The sequence below is a fragment of the Nocardioides iriomotensis genome (genome assembly GCF_004168035.1).
GTDB lineage: Bacteria > Actinomycetota > Actinomycetes > Propionibacteriales > Nocardioidaceae > Nocardioides_B > Nocardioides_B iriomotensis.
Genome location: NZ_SDPU01000032.1, coordinates 84,343 through 99,567, shown reverse-complemented (window position 1 = coordinate 99,567; position 15,225 = coordinate 84,343). Strand labels below are relative to the sequence as shown.

The 15,225-nt window shown below is 71.8% G+C and carries 16 protein-coding genes; 7 read left to right on the top strand and 9 right to left on the bottom strand.

All coding sequences use genetic code 11. From position 1 onward, the window contains the following. Positions 1 to 187: 187 nt before the first annotated feature. From rpsF to rplI, 4 genes are all read left to right on the top strand, one after another. Entirely contained in the window at positions 188 to 478 is a 291-nt protein-coding gene (rpsF, locus tag ETU37_RS17570; protein ID WP_129988793.1) for a 30S ribosomal protein S6, read from the top strand. 136 nt (positions 479 to 614) lie between these two features. Continuing rightward, on the top strand, positions 615 to 1,226 hold the full coding sequence (locus ETU37_RS17565; RefSeq protein ID WP_129988648.1) for a single-stranded DNA-binding protein: 612 nt from the start codon (positions 615 to 617) through the stop codon (positions 1,224 to 1,226). A gap of 92 nt (positions 1,227 to 1,318) precedes the next feature. Next, the gene (gene rpsR / locus ETU37_RS17560; RefSeq protein WP_128861280.1) at positions 1,319 to 1,555 is read left to right on the top strand and encodes a 30S ribosomal protein S18; all 237 of its coding nucleotides are present in this window, start codon (positions 1,319 to 1,321) and stop codon (positions 1,553 to 1,555) included. A gap of 17 nt (positions 1,556 to 1,572) precedes the next feature. Beyond that, entirely contained in the window at positions 1,573 to 2,016 is a 444-nt protein-coding gene (gene rplI, locus ETU37_RS17555; RefSeq protein WP_129988647.1) for a 50S ribosomal protein L9, read from the top strand. Between the two features lie 69 nt (positions 2,017 to 2,085). Here rplI and ETU37_RS17550 read toward each other — a convergent pair whose 3' ends face one another. Together ETU37_RS17550 and ETU37_RS17545 are read right to left on the bottom strand one after the other, a co-directional pair. Continuing rightward, entirely contained in the window at positions 2,086 to 2,598 is a 513-nt protein-coding gene (locus tag ETU37_RS17550; protein WP_129988646.1) for a hypothetical protein, read from the bottom strand. A 22-nt stretch (positions 2,599 to 2,620) separates the two neighbouring features. Beyond that, on the bottom strand, positions 2,621 to 3,967 hold the full coding sequence (locus ETU37_RS17545; RefSeq protein WP_240755805.1) for an MATE family efflux transporter: 1,347 nt from the start codon (positions 3,965 to 3,967) through the stop codon (positions 2,621 to 2,623). A 564-nt stretch (positions 3,968 to 4,531) separates the two neighbouring features. Here ETU37_RS17545 and dnaB point away from each other — a divergent pair. Then, entirely contained in the window at positions 4,532 to 5,956 is a 1,425-nt protein-coding gene (dnaB, locus tag ETU37_RS17540; RefSeq protein WP_129988645.1) for a replicative DNA helicase, read from the top strand. A gap of 34 nt (positions 5,957 to 5,990) precedes the next feature. Here the strand turns inward: dnaB and ETU37_RS17535 are convergent, their stop codons facing one another. From ETU37_RS17535 to ETU37_RS17520, 4 genes are all read right to left on the bottom strand, one after another. Further along, positions 5,991 to 6,617 (bottom strand): hypothetical protein, encoded by a 627-nt coding sequence (locus ETU37_RS17535; protein ID WP_129988644.1) that lies wholly within the window; start codon positions 6,615 to 6,617, stop codon positions 5,991 to 5,993. 38 nt (positions 6,618 to 6,655) lie between these two features. Further along, positions 6,656 to 6,958: a hypothetical protein gene (locus ETU37_RS17530; RefSeq protein ID WP_129988643.1), complete on the bottom strand. Its 303-nt coding sequence runs from the start codon at positions 6,956 to 6,958 to the stop codon at positions 6,656 to 6,658. Positions 6,959 to 7,150: 192 nt separating this feature from the next. Then, positions 7,151 to 9,058 carry a glycoside hydrolase family 15 protein gene (locus ETU37_RS17525; protein ID WP_240755804.1) on the bottom strand — a complete coding sequence of 636 codons (1,908 nt, stop codon included), beginning with the start codon at positions 9,056 to 9,058 and terminating at the stop codon, positions 7,151 to 7,153. A gap of 62 nt (positions 9,059 to 9,120) precedes the next feature. After that, complete coding sequence (locus tag ETU37_RS17520; protein WP_206054010.1) at positions 9,121 to 9,888, bottom strand: class I SAM-dependent methyltransferase; 768 nt, start codon at positions 9,886 to 9,888, stop codon at positions 9,121 to 9,123. 247 nt (positions 9,889 to 10,135) lie between these two features. On the opposite strand from ETU37_RS17520, the gene ETU37_RS17515 reads away from it, so the two are divergent. Together ETU37_RS17515 and ETU37_RS17510 are read left to right on the top strand one after the other, a co-directional pair. Beyond that, positions 10,136 to 11,701: a helix-turn-helix domain-containing protein gene (locus ETU37_RS17515; RefSeq protein ID WP_129988641.1), complete on the top strand. Its 1,566-nt coding sequence runs from the start codon at positions 10,136 to 10,138 to the stop codon at positions 11,699 to 11,701. A 107-nt stretch (positions 11,702 to 11,808) separates the two neighbouring features. Next, on the top strand, positions 11,809 to 12,267 hold the full coding sequence (locus tag ETU37_RS17510) for an SsgA family sporulation/cell division regulator (protein WP_240755803.1): 459 nt from the start codon (positions 11,809 to 11,811) through the stop codon (positions 12,265 to 12,267). Between the two features lie 6 nt (positions 12,268 to 12,273). Here the strand turns inward: ETU37_RS17510 and ctlX are convergent, their stop codons facing one another. From ctlX to ETU37_RS17495, 3 genes are read right to left on the bottom strand one after another with little or no spacing between them, the layout of a single operon-like run. Next, positions 12,274 to 13,305 carry a citrulline utilization hydrolase CtlX gene (ctlX, locus tag ETU37_RS17505; protein ID WP_129988640.1) on the bottom strand — a complete coding sequence of 344 codons (1,032 nt, stop codon included), beginning with the start codon at positions 13,303 to 13,305 and terminating at the stop codon, positions 12,274 to 12,276. A 48-nt stretch (positions 13,306 to 13,353) separates the two neighbouring features. Then, positions 13,354 to 14,316 carry a sensor histidine kinase gene (locus ETU37_RS17500; protein ID WP_129988639.1) on the bottom strand — a complete coding sequence of 321 codons (963 nt, stop codon included), beginning with the start codon at positions 14,314 to 14,316 and terminating at the stop codon, positions 13,354 to 13,356. Further along, positions 14,313 to 15,185, bottom strand: a complete 873-nt coding sequence (locus ETU37_RS17495; protein WP_129988638.1) for an MEDS domain-containing protein — start codon at positions 15,183 to 15,185, stop codon at positions 14,313 to 14,315. The genes ETU37_RS17500 and ETU37_RS17495 overlap by 4 nt, the downstream gene beginning before the upstream one ends. Positions 15,186 to 15,225 lie beyond the last annotated feature (40 nt).

Below are 15,225 nucleotides of genomic sequence, written 5' to 3'. Positions count from 1 at the left end.
AGGGTGCGGCGGGGGCGGCAGAGCCCTGTGGACGACGATTTCTCCGGTCCCGGTGGCCGCTGTTACGCTGGGACGTCGTCCGGCTCGACCCCAGGATGTGCTGCGGGTGCGGGCCGGCTACTACGCACAGCCCTCCTGCCACGGAAACGCCGTGGCCGCTTTGAGTCCGAAGGAGGTGAAGACCGCTATGCGTGCCTATGAAGTGATGGTCATCCTCGACCCCGATCTCGAAGAGCGCACTGTCGCGCCTTCGCTCGACACGTACCTCAACGTCGTCCGTCAGGACGGTGGCTCGGTGGAGAAGGTCGACGTCTGGGGACGTCGTCGTCTCGCCTACGAGATCGACAAGAACGCCGAAGGCATCTACGCCGTCATCGAGCTGCAGGCCGAGCCGGCCACGGTGAAGGAGCTCGACCGTCAGCTGGGGCTGAACGAGTCGGTGCTGCGCACCAAGGTCATCCGGCCCGACGCGCGCTGACCCTGCCGGTCCCCGGCAACGACGTCCCCGATCCCTGGTAGTAATCCGGGGAGCGACCAGGGGCCGTCCCGGACCGTTTCCCCCGGTCACTCTGGAAGCACCAGCTGAGTAGCTACTCGAGACCAGGAGGCCTGGCATGGCAGGCGAAACCCCGATCACCGTCGTCGGCAACCTCACCGCCGACCCCGAGCTCCGCTTCACCCCCTCGGGTGCGGCGGTGGCCAACTTCACCGTTGCGTCGACGCCGCGTCAGTTCGACCGGCAGACCAACGAGTGGAAGGACCAGGAGACCCTGTTCCTCAACTGCTCGGTGTGGCGGCAGGCGGCCGAGAACGCCGCCGAGTCGCTGCAGCGCGGCATGCGGGTGATCGTCCAGGGCCGGCTGAAGGCGCGCTCCTACGAGACCCGCGAGGGCGAGAAGCGCACCGTCTTCGAGATCGATGTCGAAGAGGTCGGCCCGAGCCTGAAGATGGCCACCGCCAAGGTCCAGAAGACCACCCGCGGCGGTGGCGGCCAGGGCGGCGGCGGGTTCTCCGGCGGGTCCGACGACCCGTGGGCCGCCAGCGGTGGCGGCCAGGGCGGCGGCACCCAGGGTGGCGGCTCCGGCGGCAGCTGGGGCGGCAACCAGGGCGGCGGCTCCGGCGGCTCCGGCGGCAACTGGGGCGGCAACCAGGGTGGCGGTCAGGGCGGTGGCCAGTCCAACGACCCGTGGGCGTCCGGCGGTTCCAACGAGGAGCCTCCCTTCTGACCGAGCCCCGGGCCCGATCAGCACAACTGAACAGTCCATTCCACTGATGACCATTCCGGCGTGAGCCGGGCTTCGAGAGAGGAAGCACCACAATGGCCAAGCCAGTACTCCGCAAGCCGAAGAAGAAGGTTTGCCAGTTCTGCAAGGAGAAGGTGTCGTACGTCGACTACAAGGACACGACGCTGCTCCGCAAGTTCATCTCCGACCGTGGCAAGATCCGCGCGCGTCGCGTGACCGGCAACTGCGTCCAGCACCAGCGCGACGTGGCCACCGCGGTCAAGAACGCCCGTGAGGTCGCGCTGCTGCCCTACACGTCGACGGCTCGCTGAGAGAGGGGGAACACCTGATGAAGCTCATCCTGACCCAGGAGGTCGGCGGCCTCGGTGCCCCCGGCGACATCGTCGAGGTGAAGGACGGCTACGGCCGCAACTTCCTGATCCCCCGCGGCTTCGCGATCCGCTGGACCAAGGGCGGCGAGCGCACGATCGACTCGATCAAGGCCGCTCGCTCCACCCGTGAGGTCCGCGACGTCGAGCACGCCCAGGAGGTCAAGGCGAAGCTCGAGGGCACGACCTTCAACCTGCCGGTCCGTGCCGGCGAGGGCGGCCGCCTCTTCGGCGCCGTCACCGTCAACGACATCGCCACCGCGATCACCGCGGCCGGTGCCGAGGTGGACAAGCGCAAGATCATCGTCGGCAACCCGATCAAGTCCCTGGGCGCGCACCAGGTGACCGTGAAGGTGCACGACGACGTCGACGCGACCGTCAACCTCAACGTGGTGTCCGCCTGACCGGCTGACATCGCGCTGACAGCACAGCGTTGCGACGAGGGCCGCTCCCGCTCGGGGGCGGCCCTCTCGTCATCCCTCGACCGCGGGCTCGGCCATCCCTGGGCCGGGCACGAGTCGGTGGACCCGGAAGAGCAGGTAGACGAGGTAGCACTGCGTCACGACCGCGACGAAGGCGAGGGCCCCCGCCAGCACCAGCAGGTCCGCGCCGAGCACGAGCACGGGCGCCAGCCCGACGACGACCATCACGACGGCGACGACCCGGAACCGCCGCGCGAAGTCGGCGAGCCGCTCCGCCAGCGCGAGGCAGAGCAGGACGACGAAGGCGAGGTGCGGCAGCGAGAGCGCCCAGGCGACCGCCGGGTCGAGCGCCTCGACGACCGCCGGCGGGTAGACGACGAGCGACGTCACGAACGCGAGCACCGCCGTCAGCGCCACCCGGCCGCCGAGCAGCTCGGTGACCGGCAGGACACCGGCCAGCACGAGGGCCCAGCCGAGGGGGTCGGCGAGGAGGTCCCAGCCGTTGAAGGACGCGTCGAGCAGCACGAGCACGAGGCCCATCGCCACGCGCTGCATCGGGGTCACGCGGACACCCTAGGGCGTGCGTTCAGGCGCCGGTCACCATCCACCGGGTGCCTCGGGCGCGGTGCAGCAGCACGGCCGTGCGGCTGCCCATGAACGCCACCCCGAACGCCACCCAGAGCCAGGTCAGCCCGTGCCCGGGCGGTGCGAGCGCGACGGCCAGCCACGCGACCGGTGCGAACACGGCCAGGACGACGACCCCGCCCCAGGCGAGGTACCTGCCGTCGCCGGCCCCGATCAGCACGCCGTCGAGCACGAAGACCACCCCGGCGGCCGGCTGGAAGACCGCGGCCACCAGCAGCACCGGCACCAGCAGGTCGTGCACCGCCGGGTCAGCGGTGAACAGCGGACCGAGTACGCCCGAGAGCGCGGCGAGCCCGATCCCGGTCGCCACGCCGGACCACAGGCCCCACTGGACCATCCGCCGGGTCATCGCCCGGGTGCCGTCGAGGTCGGCGGCGCCTAGGTACCGCCCGGTGATGGCCTGGCCCGCGATCGCGACGGCGTCGAGCGCGAACGCCAGGAAGGTCCACAGCGTGATCGCGAGCTGGTGGGTGGCGGTCGCGGCCGCGCCGAGCGTCGCGGCGCCGTACGTCATCACGAGCAGGGACGCGCGGAGGGTGAGCGTGCGCACGACCAGCGCGACGCCGGCCCGGGCGGCGCGCCGGACTCCGGGCAGGTCCGGGCGCAGCGGGGCACCCTCGCGGCGAGCGGCCCGGACGACGACCCAGACCAGCGCGGCGGCGGAGGCGAGCTGGGCCAGGTCGGTGCCGATCGCCGAGCCGGCGATGCCGAGGTCGAGGCCGTAGACCAGGGCGACGTTGAGGACGATGTTGACCAGGTTTCCCGCGACCGCGACGACCAGCGGGGTCCGGGTGTCCTGGAGGCCGCGCAGGATGCCGGTCGTGGCCATCATGACCAGCAGCGGGACGACGCCGAGGAAGGCCCAGCGCAGGTACGTCGTGGCGTGCTCCTCGACGACCGGGTCGGGGCCGAAGAGGGCGACGAGGGGGCCGGCGAGAGCGAGGCCGGCCAGCGTCGTGACCGACCCGATGAGGACCGCCAGCCAGACGCCGTCGATGCCCTGGGCCAACGCGCCGCGGGTGTCGCCGGCCCCGATCCGCCGGGCCACCGACGCCGTGGTGCCGTAGGCCAGGAACACGCACAGGCCGACGGCCGTCTGCACCACCGCCCCGGCGATGCCGAGGCCGGCCAGCTCCGGCGTGCCGAGGTGCCCGACGATCGCGGCGTCGGCGAGCAGGAACATCGGCTCCGCGACCAGGGCGAGGAAGGCCGGGACCGCGAGCCGCAGGATCTCGCGGTCGGGCCGGGCCGGGGTCCGGGGCGGCACGATCCCCTGGTCGGAGGTCACCGTCAGAGCCTAGGCGAGGTAAGGACCACAGCGCCTCACGCCTGTGTCACATCACGGACGGTGGCCCGGCCCGCGGGACGAGCCGCGCCGCTTGTGTAGAACTAGTCCTCTTCTGTGCATAGTCGAGCCGAACGGAGGAGGTCCCGGCGCCCCCGCCCGGGCTACCGCGGATGACCCATCCGGTGAACGAGACGTGAACGAAGGTTTCTTCCGTGCACACTCCGTGGACGACATCGTCGCAGGTCAGCGGGTTGTGGAACGTTCACAAGGAGACCCGTCCACAGCGGTGTCCCCACCCTGTGCACATGCCTCGTGGGCGTGTTCCACACCGTCGCGACAGTTGTCCCCAGGCCCTGTGGACAACGGGCTTCCGCTCCCGTGGTCCGCGCCCGTAATGTCTGCGATCGCGCACCCGCCGGACCCACGGTCACCGGTGCCCCCACCTTGCCGTCACCCGACCGGTCGAGGGGATCGGCACCCGGAGCCTCGGCCCGGAACTGTCGGTGCCTGCCGGGACTGTTCCACCAGCATCTTCCGCCGCCGCCGACAGGGGAGCCCCAACGCGTGAGCACCGCACCAACGAGTGGCTACGACGGCGACTTCGCCCCCTCCGCGGACGACTTCGCCGCCCTCGGTGACGTCGCCCAGCCGGGTCGCGGCGCCAGCGGGTACGCCGACCGCACCCCGCCGCAGGACAACGACGCCGAGCAGAGCGTGCTCGGCTCGATGCTGCTCTCGAAGGACGCGATCGCCGACGTGATCGAGTCCGTGCGCGGCACGGACTTCTACCGCCCGGCGCACGAGTCCATCTACGACGCGATGGTCGACCTCTACGGTCGCGGCGAGCCGGTCGACCCGATCACCACGGCCGCCGAGCTGCAGCGCCGGGGCGACCTGGTCAAGGTCGGTGGCGCGCCGTACCTCCACACGCTGTCGGCGAGCGTGCCGATCGCCGCCAACGCCGGCTACTACGCCGAGATCGTCCGCGAGAAGGCCATCCTCCGTCGGCTGGTCGACGCGGGCACCCGCATCGCGCAGATGGGGTACGCCGGCGAGGGCCAGGTCGACGACGTCGTCGACCGCGCCCAGGCGGAGGTCTACGGCGTCACCGACCGGCGCGCGTCGGAGGACTACGCGCCGCTGAGCGACATCATGGAGGCGACGCTCGACGAGATCGAGGCGATCTCCAACCGCGACGGCGAGATGGTCGGCGTCCCCACCGGCTTCGCCGACCTCGACGAGCTCACCAACGGCCTGCACGGCGGCCAGATGATCATCGTCGCCGCCCGCCCCGCGGTCGGTAAGTCGACGCTGGGCCTCGACATCTGCCGCTCCGCCTCGATCCACCACGGCCTGACCAGCGTCATCTTCAGCCTGGAGATGACCCGCAACGAGATCACCATGCGCATGCTCTCGGCCGAGGCGCGGATCCCGCTCAACCACATGCGCAACGGCCACATGAACGACGAGGACTGGTCCAAGCTCGCCCGCAAGATGGGCGAGGTCTCCTCGGCGCCGATGTTCATCGACGACTCGCCCAACATGACGATGATGGAGATCCGCGCGAAGGCCCGCCGGCTCAAGCAGCGCCACGACCTGCGCCTCATCGTGATCGACTACCTGCAGCTGATGTCGTCGGGCAAGAAGGTCGAGTCCCGCCAGCTCGAGGTCTCGGAGTTCTCCCGCCAGATCAAGCTCCTCGCCAAGGAGCTCGAGGTGCCGATCATCGCACTCTCGCAGCTCAACCGCGGTCCCGAGCAGCGCTCCGACAAGCGCCCGATGATGTCCGACCTGCGTGAGTCCGGCTCCATCGAGCAGGACGCCGACATGGTGATCCTGCTGCACCGCGAGGACGTCTACGAGAAGGAGTCGACCCGTCCGGGCGAGGCCGACCTGATCGTCGCCAAGCACCGCAACGGTCCGACCCGCGACGTGGTGGTGGCGTTCCAGGGTCACTACAGCCGGTTCGTCGACATGGCGCACGGCTGACCCGAGCGGCAAAGCAGGGACGGCACGACCCCCGTCAGGGCCGCGGTTGCGGCGAGGCGGAGACCGGCCGGGCGGCCGTCGACGGCTGCGGGCGGATCATCCAGACGCCGAGGCACAGCACCGACAGCCCGAGCGGTATGGCCCACGGCGACAGCAGGGCGTTGAAGCCCAGGACGCCGCTGACGGCGACCATCACGGCGATCCAGCGCGGGAAGACCCGGGCACGGAAGGCCGCGACGCCGTACAGGAGCCAGCCGATCGCGAAGAGCAGGTAGCTCGCGATCGCGCCGAGGGCGAGCAGGGTCGTGGGTTCGGTGGAGAGCGCGCCGGGAGCCTGGTCGGCGAGCCAGGGTATGGCGAAGGTCTCGAACCACAGGTCGCCGCCCAGCATGAAGGTGCCGACGAGGGCGGCGACCGTGGCGACGACGCCGAACGTGCCTGAGCGTTCCTCGTGCCAGCCGTGCGAGGCGACCGCGAAGAGGAGGAGCGCGACGAAACCGGCAAGGTAGACGACGCCACCGATCTGGAACGCCGGGGCTGTCGAGGTGCCGACGTGGTCCGTCGGATCGAACGGGAGCATCACGGCCTGGGCGGCGACGATGAGCACGCCGGCGGCCAGCCCGCAGGGGCCGGCGAGCCGGGACAGGGCTGACTCGGGCATGGCGACGCGTCCCCTCGTGGCCGCGGCCGGTGGGACGACTAGCCGTTCGTCGGTGCCGGCAGCAGCGTGTGCACCTCGAAGGTGGTCTCCACGGGTTGGCCGGTGAAGCCGCCCTCGATGCCGGCCTCCATCGCCGGCATCAGGGTCTGGTCGCGGAACCGCTCCCAGCTCTCCCGCGAGTCGTGCACGGCCATGATCGTCCAGCCGTCGGCGGACGGGCCGGCCACGTGGAAGACCTGGCCGTCGGGCAGCTTGTCCGGGCCGGGGTGGACGGCCGCGAGGGACGCCTCGTACTGCTCTCTGGTTCCCCCGGGGAAGTGGTGCACGATTCCGTACGGCATGAGCGACTCGTCTCGGCTCACCGGCCGCGCCAGCGGTTGGCGCGGTGACAGACGACCGTTGACGTGCCCGGGCGCGGCCGCACGTCGACATGGGGTCGACGAGCCGGCCATCCGTCTTGGAACGCTAGTCCCGGCCACCGCGGCCCACAATGACACCTCGGGGCCACGGGGTCGTGACCAGACGGAACGAGCTCAGCGTCCGGTCCGGTGCGCGGGCGTGAACTGACCGGCGACCTGGCGCTCGCGAGCACGGATGAGGTGCATGAGCGCGTTGATGAGGGCCAGGTGCGTGAACGCCTGGGGAAAGTTCCCGAGGTGGCGACCGCTGGTGGGGTCGATCTCCTCGCCGTACAGGCCCAGCGGGCTGGCGTAGGCGAGCAGCCGCTCGCACAGCGCACTGGCGCGTCCCACCTCGCCGATCTCGACGAGGGCCGAGACCAGCCAGAACGAGCAGATGGTGAAGGCGCCCTCCTCGTCGGGCAGGCCGTCGTTGGTCTCCTCGACCCGGTAGCGCAGCACGAGTCCGTTGGTGGTCAGCTCGTCGGCGATGGCCAGGACGGTGGCGCGGACGCGTGGGTCGGCGGCCGGGAGGAACCGCACGAGCGGCACGAGCAGCAGCGACGCGTCGAGGGCGGTCGCGCCGTACCGCTGCACGAAGACCCCGCGGTCGTCGACACCGTTGGCGCAGATGTCGTCGTGGATCTCGGCGGCGATCGCCTGCCACTTCATGGCGTACTCGGCCTCCCCGTGCAGCTGCGCCAGCTTGGCGCCGCGATCGAGGGCGACCCAGCACATGAGCTTGGACGAGGTGAAGTGCTGGGGCTCCCCGCGAACCTCCCAGATGCCTCGGTCGGGCTCCCGCCAGTGCGCCGCCGCCTGCTCGACCTGTCGCAGCAGGATCGGCCACAGGGTCTCGGGGAGCTGGTCGCGGGACTTGACGTGGAGGTACACCGAGTCGAGCATCGCGCCCCACATGTCGTGCTGGCGCTGGTGCACGGCCGCGTTCCCGATCCGCACGGGCTTGGCACCGTCGTACCCGTCGAGCTCGGCGACGACGGTCTCGGTCAGCTCTCGTTCGCCGCCGATGCCGTACATCAGCTGCAGGTCGTCCTCGGCCGCGACGTCGCGGATGAAGGCGAAGAAGTCGTTGGCCTCCCGGTCCAGCCCGAGCGTGTACAGGGCCCACAGGGCGAACGTCGAGTCCCGGATCCAGGCGAAGCGGTAGTCCCAGTTGCGCTGACCTCCCGGCGCCTCCGGGAGCGACGTGGTGGCGGCCGCGATCAGCGCCCCGGTCGGCGCGTAGGTCAGCCCCTTGAGGGTCAGCGCGCTGCGTTGCAGCTGCTCCCGCCAGGGATGGTCGGGGAACGAGCCGATGGAGATCCACTGCCGCCAGAACTCCGTGGTCTGCCACTGCTTCTGCATGGCCTCGGCCCAGGTGCGGGCCGGCGTCATCGCAGCCCACGACAACGCGACGAACGCCTGCTCGCCCTCCACCATGCGACTGCGGACGTGCGCGGCCGACCCCTCGATACCGAGGCGACGGTCGGTGGTGAGCCGGAGCGTCGTCCCCGCGGCGTCGTCCACGGACGTCGCGCGTGCCTCGCCGTAGCCGGCGCCGTCGTACTCCCAGCCGGCTCGCCCTCGGCCGTAGTCGAAGACCGGCTCGCACAGCACGGACAGCTCCACGCTGCCGCTGACGCAGCGGATCGTGCGGAGCAGGCAGTGCTCGGCCTCGTAGTCGGTGGGGACCCGGCGGTAGCGGGCCGCCCGCTCGTCGACGTGGTGCCACGGACCCATCACCAGGGCGTCCCGGACGATCATCCACCCGGTCTCGGTCTGCCAGGTCGTCTCGAGGATGAGGCTGCCGGGCAGGTAACGGCGCGAGGTCGGTTCCCGGACGCCGTACGGCGCGACGCGAAAGCAGCCCGCGCCGCGGTCCAGCATCGTCGCGAACACGCTGGGCGAGTCGTGCCGAGGTACGCACATCCACTCCACCTCACCGCCGGGGGCGATCAGGCAGCTCGTCTCGCAGTCGGACAGGAACGCGTACTCGGCGATGGGAGGAAACGGGCTCGCGCCCGCGGCCTGGCTTCGTGCCACCCACCCAGGGTGGGAAGGGCCGGTGGCGCCCGGCCTCCCCCGGAACCGGTGGACGGCGAGCGTCACCCTCGCGTGGCCACCCAGAGCTCCTCGGCCGGCCACCTGGCCGCCCACGCGGCCGACACGATCTCGTAGAAGGGATGGTCCCCGCCGTCCGGCGGCGCGTAGAGCTCGTGCATCGCGTCGACGACGAAGCCGGCCCGGCGCAGCAGCCGGACCCAGTCCCCGTGCGAGGGGTGGAACTCGATCCCTCCTCCGTCCCACTGCACCCGGTAGGCCTCGCGCTGACCGCGCACCAGTCGTTCCTCGGCAACGCCTTCTCCGGCCGGGACGCACAGCGCGGACAGGTGGCTGTTGGTCAGGAAGACCAGTCGTCCGCCCGGTCGCAGGAGCCGGGCCGCCTCCGGCAGCCAGCGTGCGGGGTCGCACCACGCGGCCGCTCCGTGCTCGCTCACGACGAGGTCGAACCGCCCCGCCGCCAACGGGACCCGCTCCGCATCCGCCTGGACCAGGGGGAAGACCGGACCCCGCCGCCGCTGCATCCGCCGCGCGGTGGCCAGCTGATCACCGGACAGGTCGACGGCCACCACGCTCGCTCCGGCGCGGGCGAGCCACGCCGAGAAGTACGCCGTACCGCAGGCCAGCTCCAGCACGTCCAGGTCGCGGACGTCCCCGAGGACCCCCAGGTCCCGCTCCGCGACGGAGAAGAGACCCCACACCGCCTCCGGCCGGGCCCACATCTCCTCGGCGGCGGCGTCGGTGAAACGCTCGTTCAGGACGGCCCACAGCGCACGGTTCAGCGCGATCTCGGAGGCTCTGTCGTCGGCCACCCGATCATGCTAGGAGCGTCGCGCAGGGCTGGCCGCTGAGCCGGAGCATCGGCGGCCAGCCCCTCCGCTCATCAAGTCCCCCGCACCTGATGAACGGCGACGCAGCCGACGCCACGAAACGCGTCGAGCATCCGGCCGGACAACGGAACTCTAGAGTGGCGGTTGGTGGCGACAGCCCGGTGTTGCGCGGCGCGCCGGGCTCGTGCAACAGCTCTGCAGAGGGGGGGTCGTGTCGGATACTCGCGCCATGGTCTTGGCGGGGACGGCCTGGTTGCTGCGCTCTGCGCGCGTCTACTCCCCGACCAGCCGCGGGACGACCGCGAGCCGGTTCGCCCAGGGCGACGACGTCCACCCGGCCGTGCACCGGTCGCAGGTCTCGCGATGGGAGTCCGGGCACACCGAGCCGACCTACGACCTCGTCCGTCGCTACGAGGACCTGTGCGGCATCCCGGTCGGAAACCTCGTCACGGCCGTCGACCTCGTGTACCGCCACGAGCGGCCCCGTGTCCACACGCCGCGTCTGACCCGACCTCTGCCCGAGGACCGCGTGGCCGGGGTGGCGCCGCTGCTCGACGCCTGCCTCACCGGTGAGGTGATGACGGGGGCCGATTGGGACTTCCTGTCCGCCACGGTCGCGGAGATCCCGGACGTCCTGGCGCCGAGGAGCGTCTGGCGCAGCCTGCTCAGCCGCCTCCTCACCGAGTGCGCGGCCGGCGTCGGTGCGCCGTACCTGCGCCGCACCGAGGCCGTCGCCCGCCTCAGCGGGCACCCGCGGGGGCGCGATGCCGCGCTCGAGGTGGCCGGTGACCTGCTGACCGATCCGTCCGCGCAGGTGTACGCCGAGGCGGCGTCCATGCTGGCCTACTTCGATCACCCCGGCACGGCGACGATGCTGCTGGGTGCGTTGCGGGAACCGGTCTCGCCGAACGCCGCGAGGGCTGCCCTCTTCGCGACCGCCACGCTTCTTCGCGAGCGTCGCGCCGGACCGGACGACGCCTACGCGCTGGCCCGGCGCGCCCACGAGCTGGCGACGGACCAGGAGCAGCCCTACCGGGTCCGGCGCAGCGCCGCCGACGTGCTGCTCGCCCTGACACCGGCCTCGCGGGAGCGGATCGCGGCACGGATGCGGATGGCGCCCGAGGAGCTGACCGTCGCCTCGATCGTCGCCGGTGACGGCCCGATGCACCCGAAGCTGGTGGCCGCACTGCGGGGTCGTGTCCTCGCCCATCTGCGCCAGAGCCTCGGGCCCGAGGCAGCCGAGGACCCCGACCTGATGCGGCTGCTGCACATGGTCACGCTCGAGACGAACGACGACCGACGCTCCCACGCCCTGGAGCTGCTCATGGTCGCGCCGCACGGTCCGGCCTTCGGTGACGCCTACACCAGCGAGCTGGTCGACGCCGCCTCCGCCCGGGACATGGTGCGCGTCCACGAGACGTTGGCGGCGCTGGTCTGCCTGGCCCAACCGGGGAACATCGACACCCTTCTGGCCATCGCTGCACGGAAGGGATCCCTCGACCTCGGTCCCGACGCCGCCATCGAGGCGAGCTGGGCGGTCGGCAACGCCGCCCTGACGCAGAGCGACCGGCGCGCCGCCGCTGCCGCCGTCCGCACGGCCGTCCACGAGGCGATGACGGACGTCCGCCCGGCCACGCCGAGCCTGTGGGAGGCGTGGGCCTACCTGCTGGGTCGGCAGGGCCTCCTCGACGAGGTCGTGGGGGAGGAGGGGTCACCGGCGCCGGGCGCGTGGGTCGATGCGGTCCGCTGGTGGTCCGAGCAGCCGGAGTACGTCGTCGCGGCCGCCCGGGAGTAGGCGGGCCGACCGCCGAGCGGTGACACGAATCGCAGTCCAGGTGGGAGTCATGAGGGGCGTCTCGTCGTTCTACGTGGGAACCCGCAAGTAGCAGCAAAGGACATTTCGTGCACTCCCACCACAACTCCTCCACGCTCGACGTCGTCGAGGCACACCTGACGATGGAACGGCTGGGTTTCCCCGACGGCGAGCGGCGGTGGATCGCTGTTTCCCTGTCCTACGACCCCGCCGATCCCTGGGCCGTGGCGTTGGACCTGTACGTCGGCCCGGCGGCGGTGCGCTGGACGTTCGGCCGCGAGCTGCTCGTCGGGGGGCTCCACGAGCCCGTGGGCGAGGGCGACGTGATGGTCTCGCCGTCCCTCGACGACGCGGGGCGCGCGGTCGTCGTGATCGAGCTGCGTTCCCCGGACGGGTCACTCGTCGGAATGCTCCCTGCCCGCGAGGTGGGCGCGTTCGTGCGCGGCGTGCTCGACACGGTCCCGGCCGGGGCGGAGACGGCGCACCTGGACGTCGACGCCCTGGTCGACCTGATGCTCCACCCCGACGGCCAGCACGGCCGCTCGTAGCCGCGGTCAGGCGTCGACGAGGACGTCCTGGCCGTCGGCGGTCACGGGGTGGGCCTCGTTGATCGCCTCGACCGCCTCGGTGAGCGGCTCCGGCTCCTGCGTCGGACGGCGGTCGAGGTGGACGCCCGCGATCATGCAGCGCACCGACCCGCCCGCGAGCTCGATCGTCGGGATGTCCACGGCGACGATCTCGCAGGACTCCTCGATGGCCGCGACCTGGTCCGGACGCAGGCTGCGCCGGGCCCGGGCGGACATGGCCATGATGTAGCGACGCCGACCGTCCGGCGTACGGCCGCACAGCTCGACGGCGTTGCCGGCGAACTCCTGGACCTGCTGCTCGGTGAGCTCGACGACCTTCCGGCCGTTGACGGTCAGCCGTTCACGCACCTGCTCGCGACGGTGCTCGTCGGGGATCATGCCCAGCGCGATCAGCGCGACGTCGGTCCCGACGCACGCCATCACGTTGGTGTGGTAGACCGGCACGCCGTCGGAGTCGACCGCCTCGAACGCCATCGGTTCGTAGTTGAAGTCGCTGCAGAACCGCTCCAGCACGTGGGTGTCGGCCCGGTGGCTGACGGCGGTGTAGGCGACGCGGGAGACGTGGTCGAGCACCATCGCACCGGTGCCCTCGAGGAAGATGCCGTCCGGCTCGAGGCCCGAGTAGTCGACGATCGCCTGGACCCGGTACGACGACTTCAGCAGCTCCAGCACGTCGGCGCGACGCTCGTGGCGACGGTTCGACGCGTACATGGGGTAGACGGCGACGTAGCCGCCGGCGTGCGTCGACAACCAGTTGTTCGGGAACACACTGTCGGGCCGCGTGTGGTCCTCGTCGGAGAAGACGTGCACGCGGACACCCGCGGCCCGCAGAGCGGTCGCGACGGCGTCCATCTCGGCCAGCGCCTTGGCGGACGTCACGTCCACGGACTGCCCGGCCGGGGCGTCGTGCTGGAAGGCGTTGTCCGCCGCGGTCGCCGGGTTGGGCACGAACCGCTCGGCGCGGACCAGGATGACTGCGGAAGGGGCTTGGGCACTCACGTGGCGCGAATGTATCGGACGCGCGGACCGCGGGCCCGGCTGGACCAGTCAGCGCTGCGCGCCCGAGCTCCCGGGCGGGACCCTCATGTGCAGCCGGACATGGGTGCCGGTCCGGTCGTGGCCGACGTCCACCGCGGTGCAGAGCTGCCGCGCCAGCCACAGGCCATAGCCGTGGTCCGACGGCTCGGTCGGCGGGACCAGGCCGGCGAGCGGGTCCACCGGCCCCCGACCGCGATCGTGCACGTGGCAGACCCAGGTGGGCCCCGCCTGGTACACGTGCAGGAGGGTGGGTGGCGCGCCGTGCAGCAGGGCGTTGGTGAGCACCTCGGTCACGGCCATGGCGACGTCGGCGACCACCTCGGGATCGAGCCCGACCTCGGTGCCTCGCGTGCGCACCAGTCGCCGGGCCAGGGCGACGTCGGCCGGACCCGAGCAGTCGACGGTGGTGGCGTCCGGGGGTGGCGGCACCACCGCGGACAGGCCGGCGAGCAGCGCGGCCGGGTCGTCGAAGCGGGAGTTCGGAGAGGTGTCGCCGTCGGCCAGGACCGTCGCGTGCGTGCGGAGCCCGATCTCGAGCAGGTGCGCCGGGAGCGAGCCGGCGTCGTACGGGCAGAGAACGTCGACGGGGCTGTCGGCGAAGACGAGGTTGACCGCCGCCTCGAGCCGGCGGTAGTCGAGCACCTCGGCCGGGACTCGGGCGGCCAGTGTCTGCTCCGCGACCACGCGCGACCGGACGCCGGGCGACTCGGCCGCGAAGTCGAGCAGCACGCGGTAGGCGTTCCACTGCGGCGCGTAGCCGATGCTGTCGTCCATGAACCTGACCTCGGCCGCGGCACGCCCCAGCGAGGCGCGCAGCAGGTCCACCCGGCTCGAGGGCGCGATGACCAGGCTCCGATGTCCCTGCTCGAGCCCCGCGCGGAGGAACTGGCCCACCTCGCGGGAGTACTGACCGTCGCTGCCGTAGAACAGGCCGGTGTGCGTGGCCGGGGAGGCGGTCATCGAGCTGGTCATGGCGCCAGCCGCAACCGCGGGTGCCCCAGCCCGCAGACGTCGAGGGCGTGGCGCAGGATGGCCGGGCCGCCGTCCAGCAGCAGCCAGCCGTCGTCGGGCAGGTCGTCCGCGACGGCGTGAAGCCGGAGGAGGCAGCCGATGTCCGCGAAGGTCAGCCCCCGGACGTCGAGGTGCAGCCGTGGCATCACCTCGGCCCGCGCCACCAGCACCCGATGGAGCAGGTCCCGGTTGGAGAGGTCGACCTCGCCACTGATCCGCAGCCCCCACGGCTCATCCACCGCGAGGAAGCTGGCCAACGGAGTCTCCGCGCGCTCGGGAGAGAGTCCGTCGTGCTCACCGGCGAGCGACGTCATGTGCTCCTCGTCGAGCCGGTCGACGTCGTAGAGGCACACCGAGGTGACCCCCAGGTCGTGCTGCAGCCCCGTCGACATCCGCTCCCAGCGGAGCACCTCCTCGGCGGACCCGAGGAGCGGGGCGAGCCCGTCCATCTGGGCGGCGACCCGGAGCGCCGGGAAGCCGTCCTTGCGGGCCAGCTCGGCCGCGGCCCGGAACCCGTCGGCGACGGTGCCGAGGTCGTCGGGCCGCCGCGTGCCGTACGCGTCCGCGAACGTGCGGACCAGAAGCTGGCCGGTGGCGAGGGCATCGGCGGCGTCGGCGGTGTGCACGTGGTCCGGCAGTACGCCCAGCAGCGCGTCTGCCTGCTCGTCGGTCGCGACGTACAGCAGCTGGTCCCCGGCCGACAGGCCGTGCCCGACAAAGGTCTCCGCGAGCCGGGCCAGCTGGCTCTCGTCGCGGTGGAACGCGCACAGGTGCGTGCCCGGCTCGAGCGAGCCGAGGTCCACCGGCGTGCGCTCCGACCCCGGGATCATGGAATCACTGTAAGTCTGCGCGGGCGTTCGGCGTACCCAT

Excerpts from the sequence above, each read along its gene's own strand:
- ETU37_RS17500 (WP_129988639.1), bottom strand. The coding sequence starts at position 14,316 with ATGACCAGCTCGATGACCGCCTCCCCGGCCACGCACACCGGCCTGTTC.
- ETU37_RS17565 (WP_129988648.1), top strand. The coding sequence starts at position 615 with ATGGCAGGCGAAACCCCGATCACCGTCGTCGGCAACCTCACCGCCGAC.
- ETU37_RS17495 (WP_129988638.1), bottom strand. The coding sequence starts at position 15,185 with ATGATCCCGGGGTCGGAGCGCACGCCGGTGGACCTCGGCTCGCTCGAG.
- ETU37_RS17515 (WP_129988641.1), top strand. The coding sequence starts at position 10,136 with ATGGTCTTGGCGGGGACGGCCTGGTTGCTGCGCTCTGCGCGCGTCTAC.
- rplI (WP_129988647.1), top strand. The coding sequence starts at position 1,573 with ATGAAGCTCATCCTGACCCAGGAGGTCGGCGGCCTCGGTGCCCCCGGC.
- rpsF (WP_129988793.1), top strand. The coding sequence starts at position 188 with ATGCGTGCCTATGAAGTGATGGTCATCCTCGACCCCGATCTCGAAGAG.
- rpsR (WP_128861280.1), top strand. The coding sequence starts at position 1,319 with ATGGCCAAGCCAGTACTCCGCAAGCCGAAGAAGAAGGTTTGCCAGTTC.
- ETU37_RS17535 (WP_129988644.1), bottom strand. The coding sequence starts at position 6,617 with ATGCCCGAGTCAGCCCTGTCCCGGCTCGCCGGCCCCTGCGGGCTGGCC.
- ETU37_RS17530 (WP_129988643.1), bottom strand. The coding sequence starts at position 6,958 with ATGCCGTACGGAATCGTGCACCACTTCCCCGGGGGAACCAGAGAGCAG.